Raw genomic sequence first — 13,999 nt, forward strand, 5'->3', positions numbered from 1 at the left:
CGCGGCCGCACTTCGGCGACCGCGGACGCCCTCGGAACCGTCAGTCCACGACCAGTTCCGTCTTCTCGGCCACCGCCTCGGCCTCCTCGAACTCACCGCCGCCGAGCAGGCCCCGGGCGGCCTTCTTCCCCCACTCGACCGCGGGCTGATCGAAGGTCTCGACGCCGTACAGTTCGCCGGCGAGCACGCAAGCCGCTTCCATATCGAACAGCAGCCGACCCACGCTTTCGGCGTCCATCGCGTCGATCTCGATCCGGACCGAGGGGCGCTGGGCGGCGGCGAGGCTCGCCTCGGTGGCCTCGAACTCCGCGTCGAGCAGCGTTCCCAGGTCCTGTCCGCCGAGGTATTCGAGGTCGGCCACGTCCGTCTCGGGGATCGGACAGTCGGGTCGCTCGGCGGGGCGGACGACCGTGACGAGTTTGTCCCGCGGCCCCGCGCGGTAGAGCTGGAGCTGGGAGTGCTGGTCGGTCGCGCCGAGCGCGCGGGCGGGGGTCTGGCCGCCGTCGTCCTTCCCGAGGCTCTCGGCCCACAGCTGGGCGAACCACTCCGCGAACGACTCCAGGCCCTCGGCGTAGGGCATCATCGCGTTGACGCTCGCGCCCCGCTCGTCGAGCGCGTACGCGACCGCGCCGTAGGCGTAGGCCGGACAGTCGAAAAGCGAGTTCGCGAGCGCGTCGGCGCCCGCGCGGCCACCCGCGAGCAGTCCATCGAGGTCGACGCCCATGATCGCCGCCGGGACGAGCCCGACCGTCGACAGCGCCGAGAATCGACCGGGGACGCCCGTCGGGACGTCGAGCGCCGGAAGGTCTTCGGCCGCCGCGAGGTCACGCAGCGGCCCCGATTCGCCGGTCGTGACGACGGTCCGCTCGGTCCAGTCGATCCCCGCCGACGCCATCGCGTCGCGGACGACGAGGAAGTTGGCGAGCGTCTCGGCGGTGGTGCCCGACCGCGAGACGACGTGGACGACCGTCTCGGCCAGCGGGAGGTCGTCGAGCAGTCGGTTCACGTGGGCCGGGTCGACGTTGTCCAGCGCGTAGTGGTCGATCGGGGAGTCGCCCGCCAGCGCCTCGGTGATGGTGACCGCGCCCAGCGCGCTCCCGCCGATGCCGACGGTGAGGACGGCCTCGGGGTCGAAGCCGTCGACGGCGGCCTCGATCTCGGCCGCGTCGGCGCGCTCGGGGAGGTTGAGGGAGGCGTAGCCGAAGTCGTCGTCGGCCATGCCGCGGGCGATCCGGTCGTGGGCGTCGGCGACGCGCTCGTCGAGGTCGTCGAGGGCGTCTCGGGCGATCCCGGGGTCGGCCTCGCTCGCCAGCGCGTTCCCGATGTCGACGTTCATGTGCGGGTGGTCGCTCGGGTGGGGGATAGTCCTTTTCGAGGCGGTCTCGGTGCCGGTCGCCGCGACGGGACGCGAACGCGATCCCCCCGCCGACGAACGGGTGGTTTATTCCCGACCGAACCGAACGTCCCGTAGATGAGCGACGCCACGGACGAGGTGAGTGCGGACGGGGAAGTCGCCCGGTCGTCGGGCGACGGCTCGGACGCCGCCGAGACGTACAAGGGTCTCCTCACCGCCTACCCCTACGCGTTCAGAGCGAGCGACTCGATGGCGTTCCGGATCTACACCGGCGTCAGCGCCCTGTTCGGTATCGGCGTCGTCCTGCTGTTCACCTTCGCGGTCGTGACGCTGCTGGGGAGTACCGCCGACGCGTCCGGCGGGTCGTTCACCTTCTCCAGAGCCTTCTTCCTGTTCCTGATGTTCCTGGTGCTCGCGCCGCTGGTGGCGCCGGTGCTGTTCGTCGCCCGCCGCCACCGACGAGTGGGGTCGGACACGCGCTACGACCGCCAGCTAGCGGCCACGGGCTACGGCTTCCTCCTGGCGATGTACGTCGCCCTGGTGATCACGACGCCCGCGGACCTGCGGGACAACCCCGACGGCGCCTTCGGCGCGGTCGCCGAGTTCCTCTACGGGCTGCCGAACGAGGCGGCGATCGTCCCGCCGGTCGGCGCGGCGCTCCTGATCTACCTCACCCACCGACGGCTGCGCTGAGCGGCGGGGACCGCTCGTGGGGCGCGCCGGAGCCAGCGGCGACGTGACGAGTCGCCGTCGAAACGGGGAAAACCCCCGACCGACTACGGACGCCCATGAAGACCGGGACGTTCGTCGTCACGGAGGCCGACGCGGAGTCGGCGGTGTTGCGCGACGTGAGCGACGGCCAGATCCACACGCTCGGGTCCAATCCCGACCTGGAGGTCGGCGTCGCCGTCGAGGGAACGCTGGCGCCCGAACCGCCGATGGACGTGGTCTGGACCGTCGAATCGATCGACCGGCAGTTCACCGTCGCCGTCGAGGAACACGACGAGCCACCGACCCAGCAGGCCCGCGAGACCGCCGCCGACCAGCCCGTCGGCGAGGTGACCACCCGCGAGCGCGCGGGGACGGGAGAAGTCCACGTGCTGACCGTGCCCGAAGAGCGGACAGACGAGGCCGTCGCCGACGTGCGCGACGACGAGGCCACCGTCGAGCGGGCCGCCCGCCTCGGCGTCGAACGCGTCGAGATCCGCTCGGAACCCGGCGTCGTGAGCGTCCGCTACCTGCCCTGAGCGGCCGACCGAACCGGACGGTGTTCACTCCGTCGGCCCGCCCGCGCTCTGGACGCGCCAGCCGCCCTCGACCGCACAGGCGTCGCGGACTTCGTACTCGACGGTCGTCGACTCGTCGACGAGCGGCCCGCCCTCGACCGATTCGACCCGTAGCGGCACGTCCAGCGTGTCGCCGCAACAGCCGACACCGGTGAACTGCTCGGTGACGTCTCCCGCCTCGACGCGCCCGAGCGTCTTCCGCAGGTAGGCGCGAAAGGGCGACCCGTCGAGCTTGTCCCGCCCCCACGTGCTGAGGTCCGAGGGATAGGAGAGGACGATTCTGGTCGCCGTATCCGTGTTCGGGTTCTCCTTCGCGTGACTCACGCGTGCGCGTTCGAGCGTCACGGAGAAGTGTGTTCTGTCGGTAAGACGGTTTGAGTGGCAACGGGGGTGTCGAGCGGGAGTCGACTTGGCGGACGGCGCGCGCTGGAGCGCGCTCTCGTGCGCGCGACAACACCGTGCGAGGGATGAGCGAACGGAGTGAGCGAATCGGCTGGGGAGGGACGTGGTGCGGTGCTGTGCGGTTCGGGTGGACTGAAAGGAGCGAGCCGTTCGGGGACGGCCGACGACGGAAGGACCGCAGGGAGCGGAGCGACCGAGGACCGCACCGAGAGTCACGCGAGGTGTAGCCGAGCGTGACCTCGATAGACGAGCGGTGCGAGGCCGACCAGCGGGAGGCCTCGATGCGAACGGCGAAGCCGTGAGCGAAGCGAGTCTATCGGTGCGCCCGACTCGAACGGCTCGGGGCTTTCATCCCGGTTCTCGCTGCGAGAGGGGACGGAAGTCTGAGAGCCGAAGCCCTCGGTACGCTCGCGCGGTCTGTGCGACATATCTTCGCTCCCTGCGGTCGCTCAGACAGGGGTCACGACAGCGTGCGCCACGGTGAAAAAGGGGGTAGCGACACTCCGTCCGATCCGCTCCGAACTCAGATCAGGTCCTCGAACTCGTCGAGGAACTCGTCGTAGGTGTCGATGGCCGACTGGATCGGGTCGGAGCTGGTCATATCGACGCCGGCCGACTCCAGCAGTTCGAGCGGGTACTCACGCGAGCCGCTGGCGAGGAACTCCCGGTAGCGCTCGGCGGCCGGTTCGCCTTCCTCCAGGATGCCCTGGGCGAGCGCGACGGCGGCCGAGATTCCGGTCGCGTACTGGTAGACGTAGAAGGCGCGGTAGAAGTGCGGGATGCGCATCCACTCGCGGGCGATACGGTCGTCGACGGCGGCGTTGGCGTAGTAGTCCTCCTTGAGCCCGCCGTACACGTCGTCCAGCCGGTCGGCGGTGAGCGCCTCGCCCTGTTCCTCTAGGCGGTGGGTCTCGTGTTCGAACTCCGCGAACATCGTCTGGCGGAACAGCGTCGAGCGGAAGCGTTCGAGGTACTGGTTGAGGACGTGCCGGCGCAGGGTCTCGTCGTCGACCACGTCGAGCAGGTGATGCGTGAGCAGCGTCTCGTTGACGGTACTGGCCACCTCGGCGACGAAGATCTCGTAGCCGCTGTAGACGTAGGGCTGGTGTTCGCTGGTGTACTCCGAGTGCAGCGAGTGGCCCAGCTCGTGGGCGAGCGTGTACATCGAGGCCACGTCGTCCTGGTAGTTCATCAGGATGAACGGCTGGGAGTCGTAGGTGCCGCCCGAGTAGGCCCCGGACTGCTTGTTGTCGGTCTCGTAGACGTCGACCCACCGCGAGTCCAGCCCCTCCGCGAGCCACTCCTGGTACTCCTCACCCAGCGGTTCGACGGCGCCGGTGACCCACTCGCGGGCCTGGTCGTACTCGACGTCGGGGCTCTCGCCCTCGACCATCGGGACGTACAGGTCCCACATCTGCAGGTCCTCGGCGCCGATGGACTGCCGCTTGAGGTCGGCGTGTCGCTGGAGTACGTCGAGGTTGTCGTCGACGGTGTCGACGAGCGTGTCGTACACCTCGATTGGCACGTTCGGGCCGTCCAGGGCGGCCTCGCGGGCGGTGTCGTAGTTGCGGGCGCGGGCCAGTTTCACGTCGGTCTTGACGCTGTTCTTGTAGGCGGCGGCGATCGAGTTTCGGTACGTCTCCCACTCGTCGTAGAAGGTCTCGTACACGTCCCGGCGGAACTGTCGGTCGGGGTTCTCCTGCAGCGTCGTGAAGTTGTTGAGGGTGATCCGCTGGGGTTCACCGTCGGGGTCCTCGACGCTGGGGAACTCCACGTCGGCGTTGGCGAGCATGTTGTACACCTCGCCGGTCGAGCCGAGCACCTCGCCGAGGTCGGCCAGCAGGTTCTCGATCTCGGCCGAGCGGGTGTGGGGTTTCATCCGCAACACGTCGTCGAAGTAGTGGCCGTACACCTCGAGATCGGGGTTCTCGTCGATGTACTCGTCGACCGTCTCCCGGTCGAGGCCCTGGATCTCGGGTTCGAGGAAGCTCGCGGCCGAGGAGGCCTCGGAAGCGAGCGACTGGCCGCGCGAGGACAGCGCCTGGTAGTGGCTGTCGGCGGTGTCCTCGTCGCTGCGCATCCGGGCGTAGGCGGAGACGTTCGCCACCTCGCGCATGATCGACTCGTAGGTCTCCAGGCAGTCCTGCAAGGTCTCGGGGTCCTCGGTGGCTCGCCCCTCGAAGGCCCGGAGGTCGTCGAGGCGATCCTGAACCGACTCGAAGGCCGCCTCCCACTCGTCGTCGTCGGCGTAGAGGGACTCGAGTTCCCACTTGTACTCCTCGTCGATGTCGCCGCGCTCGGACACGGAACTCATAGCCCGGAGTTGGCGCCGTCGCGCCGTAAGCCGTTCGATGCCGGAAGGGACGAGCGGCCGAGCGAACGGGCCCTCGCCGGCAGCGCTCGCGGTTCGATCGCTATCGGTCGGCCCGTCGTCGTCCCGGCCCGGAGAGCGGTCCTACTGGTCGGTTCCGCGTTCGTCGTCGGAGCCGTCGACTTCGGCCGGGGTGTCACGGACGAACTCGTCGACCGCCGCTCGTTCGGTCCGCTCGCGTCCCGACGGGGCGTCGCCGGTCGACCCGCTCCCGAAGTCTCCCCCGTGCGAGCGGCCGCGCGGCGACGGCCTGAAGTCGCGAAAGAGCAACAGCCCGTAGGCGGCCACGATCACCGCGGGAACGGCGACGACGGCCGTGCCGAAGACGACGCCCACGGGGCCGAGGGTCCGCACCGCGCCCGAGAGGACGAACGACCCCGCCGCGCCGGCGACGAGGTGGGCGACGCCGAATTCGGCGTACTCCCCGCCCGCCTTCGCGCGCTCGACCGTCTCGTCGAGCGCCGTCCCGAGGTCGGCGTCGGCGACCACGACCGCGAACGGCAGCCCGTAGACGAGATACGACAGCGCCAGCACGACCAGCAGGCCGACCGGCGGGAGGATCAGGAAGGGGATCGCGACGAGCACGACCCCGAACCGGATCACGTTCACGCCGACGATCCGGAGGGTGTACCGCCGGACGGCGTCGGCGAACGCGCCCGGTTCGCCGTCGATACGAGCGTTCAGCGCGCCGAGGAAGCCCGCCTCTAGCGCCGACGTGACGAGCAGACCGACGAGAAACAGCGGGACGACGAGCGCGGCCGAGAGCGGGCCGCCGGTCCCGACGCCGGCCGGGCCGCTGGGCAGCGAGACGTACGTCCACAGCGTCGGCAGGCCGGCGGGAAAGGGGAACGTGACACCGCCGCCACCTTCGGCGGCGAGCGCGCGAGCGACCTGCGATCCCGACAGCAGCGTCGCCGCGGCCGGAATCCAGGCCAGCGACAGCGACTCCTCGGTGACCGCGACCGCGCGGTCGAATCTGGAGGGCATCGTCGGCGGATGGCGCCCCCCAGCGGCAAATGCTTTGTTCGTCGGGTCGCCCCGAGGCCCCGCCCACTCCGTCGGCTCACGCCGCCCGGGCCTCGAATATCAGCGTCGACGGCAACTTCGCCAGTAACTCGGGCCTGTGTTCGCCCCACGGCCCCTCCTCGTAGTCGTCGGGGTCGTCGGAGCCCGGTTCCAGCATCCGTTCGACCCGAAACCCCGCCCCAACCAGCGCGTTGTGCACGTCGGCGACCGAGTGGCGATAGGTCACCATGTCGAGTTCGGTGTCTTCCTGCGGGGTGACCTGCCGGCCGGTGTCGAAGTAGCTCTCCGCGACCTCGTGGCTCTCGGGGTCGGCCAGGCCGTAGACCGGGTGAGGCATCGAGAAGACGAACCGACCGCCCTCCCGGAGGACCCGATGGGTCTCCCGGAAGCAGGCCGCCAGGTCGTCGACCCACTGGAAGACGTAGGCGTTGAACGCCACGTCGAAAGTCGAGTCTGGGAACATCCCCAGGTCGGTCACGTCGCCCTGCACGAAGTCCGCGTCCGCGTCGTGCTCGTCGGCCAACTCACGGGCGAACGACAGCTGTTCCTCCGAGAGGTCCAGTCCCGTCACGGTCGCGCCGCGCTCGGCCAGCGCCACCGAGCACTGCCCGCCGCCACAGCCCAGTTCCAGCACGTCCTCGCCGGCAACGTCGAGCAACAGCCGCAGGTCGTCGTCGACGCCCATCCCGGTCCAGTTGACGCCCACGTCGAGGTCGATGTCGTCCTGGAACCAGCGGGCGGTCAGCTCCCACCACGCTTTGACTTCCTCGGTCATACCCCTCCAGTTTCGGCCGGCCCCGATAGGTCTTGTGTCGGCCTGTGAGGCGTCCGCGTGGCGTTTCGGCTCTGGAAATCTGACATCTGGCGCGCGCTGTCGGGCGTGCTCGAACCTCGTGAGAGCCGCCCGACGACACCGTGCGAGGGATGAGTCATCGCAGGCCGCAGGCCGAGAAGCGCAAGAGGTTGGGGAGGTTCGAGGCCGTCTGCGGTGCTGTGCGGGGCGGGGCGGGGCGGTTTCGATGCCGCCCCTGGCGGACTGAAAGGGCGAGGTGCGCTCGCGCCGATTGTCGCCTGAGCGGGCTACTATCCGAAGCGGCCGCAGGCCGCGAGGATATCCCGGTCAGCGACCGCGAGTGCGAGGCGCGAGCGAAGCGAGCGCCTCGACATGCGAACGGGGAGTGCAACGACCCGTGAGCGAGCGCGCTGAGGGCTTTCATCGCTTGCCATCGAGTACGGTTGCAACGACGCCGACGACAACTCACTCCAGCGAGTCGCGGATCGCACCGGCAACGCGTCCCCGCGTCGATAACGCCACGGAGCGCTCGCCGAACACCTCGCGGGCACTCTCGGCTGCATCGTCGTCCACAGAGACTGACACGCCGGGATAGGCCACATCCCAGAGGACCAGCGGGTACGGTGGCGCTGGCGCGACGCCCTCGGGGCCCTCCACGACGGCGTCACCGAACACCCGGTCGACTTTCGATAGCTCCGACTCGCCGCGCCCGACTTCGACGGCCAACCCGACGACGCGCCGAACCAGTTGCCGCACGAACCCGCCCGCCGAGAGTTCGACGACGAGAAAGTCGCCGTCGCGCTCAACCGCCGTGGAGAGGTCCCGAACCGTCCCTTCCTCGTCGGGCGTCAGGTTGTGGAAGTCGTGTTCGCCCGAGAGTCGGTCGAGCGCGTCGCGAACCAGATCCGGATCGATAGCGCCGTCGCGAGGCGCAGACAGCTGATAGCGATACGTCCGAGACTCGGCGTCGTGGGTCGCGTGGAACTCCGATTCCACGTCCGCGCTGGCCCACGCCCGGACCGACGCGGGCAGCTCGCTGTTGAACGCCCGCGGCGTGAGCCACGCGGGCGCCGCGAAGGCGATAGTCTGGGCTCGCGCCGAGACGCCGGCGTCCGTTCGCCCGGCGGCGGCGTAGCCGTCGGGCTTGTCCGCATCGTCGGCCAGCACACCCAGGTCCCGGAGGGCGTCGAAGACCGCGTCCTCGACGGTGGGCACGTCGGGCTGGCGCTGGAAACCGTGGAACGGGCGGCCGTCGTAGGCGAGCCGATAGGCGCGCATCCGCTCAGGCGAACTCGTCGTAGGTCGGCCGCTCGCTGTCGCCGGGGAACTCCTCGACCGGGACGTTCGTCTGGTCGCCCGATTCCATGTCCTTGATCGTCACCTCGTCGTTCTCCAGGTCGCGCTCGCCGACGATGACCACGGTTTCGGCGTCGATGGAGTCGGCGTAGTTCATCTGCGCGCCGAACGACCGGTCGCTCACGTCCGTCTCGACGACGTGACCGCGCTCGCGCAGGTCCCGAGCGATCCGGGAGGCCACCGAGCGCACGTCGCCGACCTGCAGGACGTAGTAGTCCGTCGAGATGCCCTCGCCCGGCCAGGCGTCGTGAGTCTGGAGGAGCAGGGGGAGCGTCGAGTTCATGACGCCGATACCGACGCCGACGGCGGGTGTGGGCTGGCCACCGAACTCCTCGATGAGGTGGTCGTAGCGGCCGCCGCCGAAGATCGACCGGGAGACCTCGCCCGAGGCGTCGAAACACTCGAAGACGACGCCGGTGTAGTAGTCCAGCCCCCGCGCGGTCGTCAGGCTCACGTCGCAGTACTCCCGGACGCCGAAGTCCTCGGCGGCGGCGAGGACGGTCTCCAGATTCTCGACCGCCTCGGCCAGGTCGTCGCTGTCGGAGAAGTCGGTGAGCGCGGAGAGGTCCTCGTCGCCGGCGACGAGCAGGTCATCGAACTCCCGCGCCTGGTCGTAGGAGAGACCGGCGTCCGACAGGAGACCCAGATACTCGCCCTCGTCGACCTTCGCGCGCTTGTCGACCGCCCGGATGGCTTCGGTGGTGTCGACGTCGGCGTCGAACGACCGCAGGAGTTCCCCGAGGATGTCCCGGTGGGAGACGCGGAACTCGAACTCCGAGCCGTCGAGCCCCAGGTTCGTCAGCGAGTCGGCGGCAAAGGCCAGCACCTCGGCGTCGGCCTCCGGTTCCGAAGAGCCGAAGATGTCGGCGTTGGTCTGGTAGAGCTCGCGGAAGCGGCCCTGCTGGACCTGCTCGTAGCGCCAGAACGGCCGCGTCGAGACCCACTTGATCGGCTTCGACAGCGCCTGCTGCTTGGCGACGACCATCCGCGCGACCGTCGGCGTCAGCTCGGGCGTGAGCGTGACGTGGCGGCCGCCCTTGTCCTCGAAGTCGTACAGTTCGTCGACGATATCCTCGCCGCTCTTGTCGGTCCACATCTCCGCCGGTTCGAGCGCCGGCGTCGACGTCTCCCGGAAGCCGTAGGCCCGCGCTGTCTCCTCGATCGTATCGATGACCTGCCGGCGCGGGGCCATCGCGTCGGGGTAGAAGTCGGTGAACCCCTTGAGTCCCTCGTACATACCCCGTGGTTCGGCGAGGGGTCGCTTCAACCTGTCCGTGTGGGGCGCCCGTCCAGTCTCGTCGAAGTCCCCGGACAGTCAGTCGTCAACGTCGAGGTCGGCGGTGCTGTCGTACATGGCTTCGAACTCCCGTTCGCCGCGGATCAGTTCGTCGACGCCATCCGAGAGTATGACGTCGCCGAAGACAGTCGCGCGATAATACGTGTACAGCCCGTTCTGGCCCCGCTCCGTCCGCTGTCGTTTCTCGACGAGCCCCACGTCGACGAGCTCGTTGAGGTGGTAATGGAGTGTGCTGTCGTCGATCTCCATCGCCGCTTCGAGTTCGGTCGGACTCATATCACCTCCGTGAACCAACCGATAGAGGACCTCGTACCGCGTTCTGTGCCCGACGGCGGCGTGCATGGCGAGGTACTCGTCGAGCGAGAGAACGCTATCCGCAGGCAACATCTCCTCCGGGTCTTCCGGGAAGTCGTTTTCCGCTCCCGACGTGCGGTCTATCGACATCTCGTGAGTCCGTACCGGGCGAACAAACTTAGCTGTTCTCAAGCCAGCTGTTGCTGAAAACACCGTTTTTTATAAGTGAGGCGGAGGACAGTCGGGTATGGCCGCGGAGATAACCCGCGAATCGATCGTCGAGCGACTGGGGGACGTGACATACGACCGATTCCTGTTCTACCTGATGGGGCCGTACAAGTCGTTCGACCTCAGCTACGTACTGAGCGAAGAGGAGCGAGACGGGATCGATGTCGAAGACCTCCCCGGACCGTTACGGCGACTGTTCCGAAACAGGGACGACATCGATGCAGCACAGGCCCTCTTGCGGCGGGTGCAGGGGGATCTTCGGACGGATCCCGGGGTGAACGCGTTTCTAGCACTCGACGCCGGGGTCGATACCGACGATGTAGATGCGGCGACCCAGAGCATCGAGTTCACGCGATGTAGCAACGCGACGGCGTTCGTCCTTCCGTTTCTCGGACACAACTTCGGCGTCGGCGAGGAGGCTGGAAGCGTACTGGAAGCGCTCTCGGAGACACACGGGGACCGACTGGTGTTCGTCCGAGAGGAAGACGTGACGAGCGCCATGATCCGGTCGGCTGCGGTGCGGTGGGACCTGCGAGTCGAGACTTACGAAACCGAGGCGGAACTCGTCACGAAACTACGCCGCTTCGCCGGGAGGATCATGCAGCGCGAACGCCGCGGTGACCTCGCTCGTCTCGACTGATACGGGTTATTGTAACGATTTACCGGTACGGGCCGACCCCAGTGTCGGCGCTATCCGAAAATAAGCTACGATAAACCGTATGAGAGGCGCTCGGAGACGAGTATCGGATCACCGGCCTCGCCCGCGAACCCGCGACTGCACGTGCTCGGGGAACACCTCGGAGACGGACCCCTCGCCGTACTCCGAAATCATCAGCGCCCGTAGCTCCGTCTCGTAGTCGCCGGTCGGGATCGCTTCGCTCGGACCGGTCTCCACGTCCAGCAACCGCTCGGCGAGTTCGTCGATGGCGCCGCGACCGTAGCCCGCGAGCGGGCGCAGGTAGTCGATCCCGTTCCTGTCTTCCAGGCTCTGGGCGAACGGCCGCTCGACGGCGGGCGCGCGGTCGTCGCGGCGGGTGCCGTCCGCGACAGCCGAAAACGACCCTCCGCCGATCGCCTCGCGACCCGCCACCGTCTCCAGCGCGTGCTCGTGGACGAGCTGGATCCCCTCGCGCGGGTAGCCGTCGGCGACCATCCGGTCGACCGCCTCGCGGGCCACCGATCCGTCGAGTTCGACCCGTTCGACGGGAAACCCCACCCGGTCGCCGGCTTCGCGGGCGGTCTCGACGACCGACGGGACTCCGTCGAGGTCGAACGTGCAGCTACACAGGGCCACGTCGTAGAACGGGTCGAGCAACACCGCGGCGAGCGCCGAGTCCTTGCCGGCGGAGAACAGCGCGGCGACCGTCGGCATCTACCGGCGCTGGATGTCGAAGCTCTTCTTGTCGGGCTGGAGCTCCTTGAGCAGTTGCTTCATCTTCTCGTCGTCGATCTTCCCCTGGATACGACCGCTCTGGGCCAGCGCGAGCACCTGCTGTTCGACCTGCTCGCCGAACTCCTGTTTGGACATCTTGACCGTGTTGAGTCGCTTTCGCGCCTCGTCGGTGAGGTGCTTGCGCAGCATGGCCTTCTTCTGGGCCTCGCGCTGCTCGCGCTGGGCCTCCATGGCCTCCTCGTCGACGCCCTGGCCCTGGCCCTGACCGCCCTGTTCCTGCAGCTGCTCCATCTTCTCTTGGCGGAGCTTTTCGAGCTCCTCGTCGTTCGGTTCGCCGCTCATGGGCGTCCCTTGTCGAGTCGCGGGGAAAACGATTTCGGAGCTATCGGCGCGCCAGCCGGGCTCCCCGAAGCGGCGAACGAGAGAGAACAGCCCGCAGGACCGTTAGGCGTAGCGTTCGAGTTCCGGACGGTCCAGGTCTTCGAGGACCTCGCCGGCGACGTCGTCGAGGAGGCTCTGACCCTCGGCGGTGATGCGGCGGCCCTCGCCCTCGGCGGTCTGGACGTAGCCGGCCTCTTCGAGCTGCTGGAGCGCCCGACGGACGATCTTGCCGCTGCCGTCGGTGGTCTGGTTCGGGCGGACCACGTAGCGATTGGAACCCTGCTTGGTGCCGCCGTAGGCCGTCCGGAGCGCGCCGACGCCCGTGGGGCCGTCGACGGCGACTTTCCGGAGGAGGCTGGCGGCGCGGAGCTGCCAGAAGTCCTCCTGCTCGGGCGGGAGCTCGCGACCGACGCCGGTCTTCGCGAACTTGAGCCAGTCGGGTTCCTGCACGTCTGCTTCCTCGTCGAGGCGCTCGGCGACCGCCTCGTTGAGGTCTTCCGCGGGCACGTCGTAGAGTGTCGTCATTGCAGATGTCTTCCGGAGCGGCTCATTTAAGGGCATCGTTCGCCGGACGGGTACGGGAGAACGACACAGGGAGAGCGTGGTCCGGGCGGAGCGAGGACCACGGTACAGCGAGCGGGGAACGGCAATGACCCGCGGGTAGCGGGGCCGACCGGAAAGAAAGCCCGAACGCAGTGGACCACGGGACCGTTCAGTCGCCGACGCCGAGGGCGAACGCGACGCCGCCGCCGACGACGGTCGGGAAGACGTAGGTGGCGCCGCGGTGGACGAGGACGGCCGCGCCGGCGACGCCGCCAGAGATCCCGGTCGTCGAGACGAGCAGGGCGATCAGCACGGCGTCGACCCCGCCCAGTCCGCCGGGCAGCGGCGTCATCCCGGCGACCGCGCCCATCGGTACGACGAGCAGAACCGCCGAGAACGGGACCGTGTAGCCCAGCGCGTACACCGACAGCCACAGCGAGGTACACATCGCCAGCCAGCCGAGCGCCGAGAAGCCGACGGCCTCCAGCATCGTCGTACGGCTCGTGGCGACGCGCTCGATGGCGGCGAAAAAGCCCTCGATGCGGCGCTCGATCGCCTCGGCCGTCGGCGGCGACTTGCGCGGGACGACCCGGCCGAGCGTGCGGATTATCGGCGTCACTGCGCGGACGACGGTCGCTTCGAGTTCGTAGCGGTACTGCCAGCCGAAGTACGCGGCGGCGGGGATGCCGACCGCGAGTGTGACCAGCGCGGTCGTCGCGAAGATGAGGTTGCGGCCGAACTGCGCGGCGCCGGCGAGGACGAACGTGAGCCCCACCACGGCGTAGCCGATAGAGGGGACGAAGTGGAGCGCGTCGACGGAGGCGATGGCGGCCAGCCCGGTCTCGTACTCGCGGTCGGTCGCCCGGGAGATGAGGTAGCCGCTGACCGGTTCGCCGCCCGCCTGACCGAAGGGGGTGACGTTGTTCGAGAAGACCGCGCCGGCAAAGACGAACCCGCTCATCCCGATCGACAGCGGGGCGTCGAGCGCGCCCAGCACCGTCCGCAGCGCCATCCCCCAGAGGAACAGCCACACGACCGCGACGCCGAGGATCACGAGCAGGTACTGCACCTCGATCTCACGGAGTTCAGAGAGGATGTCGCCGATGCCGACGACCCACACGAGCGCCGCGAGGACCAGCCCAGCGCCGACGAAGCCGACGACCGTGGCCCACCTGTCCCCGTTCATGTCGGGGCCGAAGGGCGTCCGCGGCTTGAACCCTCCGGAGTGGCCGCGAAGCCGGGACGGAGCCGCTGGCCGCCGTCCGTGAGCCGACC

Annotated in this window: 15 protein-coding genes; 3 read left to right on the forward strand and 12 right to left on the reverse strand. The window is 68.7% G+C overall.

Features of this window, described 5'->3' with window-relative positions; genetic code table 11:
• Positions 1-40: 40 nt before the first annotated feature.
• A complete protein-coding gene (locus C475_RS02045; protein ID WP_006882083.1) occupies positions 41-1,336 on the reverse strand; it encodes a hypothetical protein in 1,296 nt (431 codons plus the stop codon).
• Positions 1,337-1,471: 135 nt separating this feature from the next.
• Here C475_RS02045 and C475_RS02050 point away from each other — a divergent pair, with 135 nt between their 5' ends.
• Positions 1,472-2,047 (forward strand): hypothetical protein, encoded by a 576-nt coding sequence (locus C475_RS02050; protein WP_006882084.1) that lies wholly within the window; start codon positions 1,472-1,474, stop codon positions 2,045-2,047.
• Between the two features lie 95 nt (positions 2,048-2,142).
• Entirely contained in the window at positions 2,143-2,601 is a 459-nt protein-coding gene (locus tag C475_RS02055) for a DUF5812 family protein (RefSeq protein ID WP_006882089.1), read from the forward strand.
• Between the two features lie 24 nt (positions 2,602-2,625).
• On the opposite strand, the gene C475_RS02060 is transcribed toward C475_RS02055, so the two are convergent.
• The 7 genes from C475_RS02060 to C475_RS02090 form a co-directional block, all read right to left on the reverse strand.
• Positions 2,626-2,964 (reverse strand): hypothetical protein, encoded by a 339-nt coding sequence (locus C475_RS02060; RefSeq protein ID WP_049929929.1) that lies wholly within the window; start codon positions 2,962-2,964, stop codon positions 2,626-2,628.
• A 601-nt stretch (positions 2,965-3,565) separates the two neighbouring features.
• Positions 3,566-5,356: an oligoendopeptidase F gene (gene pepF, locus C475_RS02065; protein WP_006882091.1), complete on the reverse strand. Its 1,791-nt coding sequence runs from the start codon at positions 5,354-5,356 to the stop codon at positions 3,566-3,568.
• 141 nt (positions 5,357-5,497) lie between these two features.
• Positions 5,498-6,400, reverse strand: a complete 903-nt coding sequence (locus C475_RS02070; RefSeq protein ID WP_006882094.1) for a hypothetical protein — start codon at positions 6,398-6,400, stop codon at positions 5,498-5,500.
• A 76-nt stretch (positions 6,401-6,476) separates the two neighbouring features.
• On the reverse strand, positions 6,477-7,214 hold the full coding sequence (locus C475_RS02075) for a class I SAM-dependent methyltransferase (RefSeq protein ID WP_006882095.1): 738 nt from the start codon (positions 7,212-7,214) through the stop codon (positions 6,477-6,479).
• Between the two features lie 483 nt (positions 7,215-7,697).
• Positions 7,698-8,510 carry a tRNA pseudouridine(38-40) synthase TruA gene (gene truA / locus C475_RS02080; protein WP_006882096.1) on the reverse strand — a complete coding sequence of 271 codons (813 nt, stop codon included), beginning with the start codon at positions 8,508-8,510 and terminating at the stop codon, positions 7,698-7,700.
• A 4-nt stretch (positions 8,511-8,514) separates the two neighbouring features.
• On the reverse strand, positions 8,515-9,825 hold the full coding sequence (hisS, locus tag C475_RS02085) for a histidine--tRNA ligase (RefSeq protein ID WP_006882097.1): 1,311 nt from the start codon (positions 9,823-9,825) through the stop codon (positions 8,515-8,517).
• A 78-nt stretch (positions 9,826-9,903) separates the two neighbouring features.
• Positions 9,904-10,329: a winged helix-turn-helix domain-containing protein gene (locus tag C475_RS02090; protein ID WP_006882098.1), complete on the reverse strand. Its 426-nt coding sequence runs from the start codon at positions 10,327-10,329 to the stop codon at positions 9,904-9,906.
• 97 nt (positions 10,330-10,426) lie between these two features.
• Between C475_RS02090 and C475_RS02095 the strand changes: the two genes are divergently transcribed.
• A complete protein-coding gene (locus tag C475_RS02095) occupies positions 10,427-11,047 on the forward strand; it encodes a DUF7509 family protein (RefSeq protein ID WP_006882100.1) in 621 nt (206 codons plus the stop codon).
• A 108-nt stretch (positions 11,048-11,155) separates the two neighbouring features.
• Here the strand turns inward: C475_RS02095 and C475_RS02100 are convergent, their stop codons facing one another.
• From C475_RS02100 to C475_RS02115, 4 genes are all read right to left on the reverse strand, one after another.
• Positions 11,156-11,779 carry a DUF7411 family protein gene (locus C475_RS02100; protein ID WP_006882101.1) on the reverse strand — a complete coding sequence of 208 codons (624 nt, stop codon included), beginning with the start codon at positions 11,777-11,779 and terminating at the stop codon, positions 11,156-11,158.
• Positions 11,780-12,142, reverse strand: a complete 363-nt coding sequence (locus C475_RS02105; RefSeq protein ID WP_006882104.1) for a DNA-binding protein — start codon at positions 12,140-12,142, stop codon at positions 11,780-11,782.
• A 102-nt stretch (positions 12,143-12,244) separates the two neighbouring features.
• Entirely contained in the window at positions 12,245-12,706 is a 462-nt protein-coding gene (locus C475_RS02110; RefSeq protein WP_006882105.1) for a 30S ribosomal protein S19e, read from the reverse strand.
• Between the two features lie 187 nt (positions 12,707-12,893).
• Positions 12,894-13,910, reverse strand: a complete 1,017-nt coding sequence (locus C475_RS02115; protein WP_006882107.1) for a lysylphosphatidylglycerol synthase transmembrane domain-containing protein — start codon at positions 13,908-13,910, stop codon at positions 12,894-12,896.
• Positions 13,911-13,999: the final 89 nt, after the last annotated feature.

Source organism: Halosimplex carlsbadense 2-9-1, assembly GCF_000337455.1.
GTDB lineage: Archaea > Halobacteriota > Halobacteria > Halobacteriales > Haloarculaceae > Halosimplex > Halosimplex carlsbadense.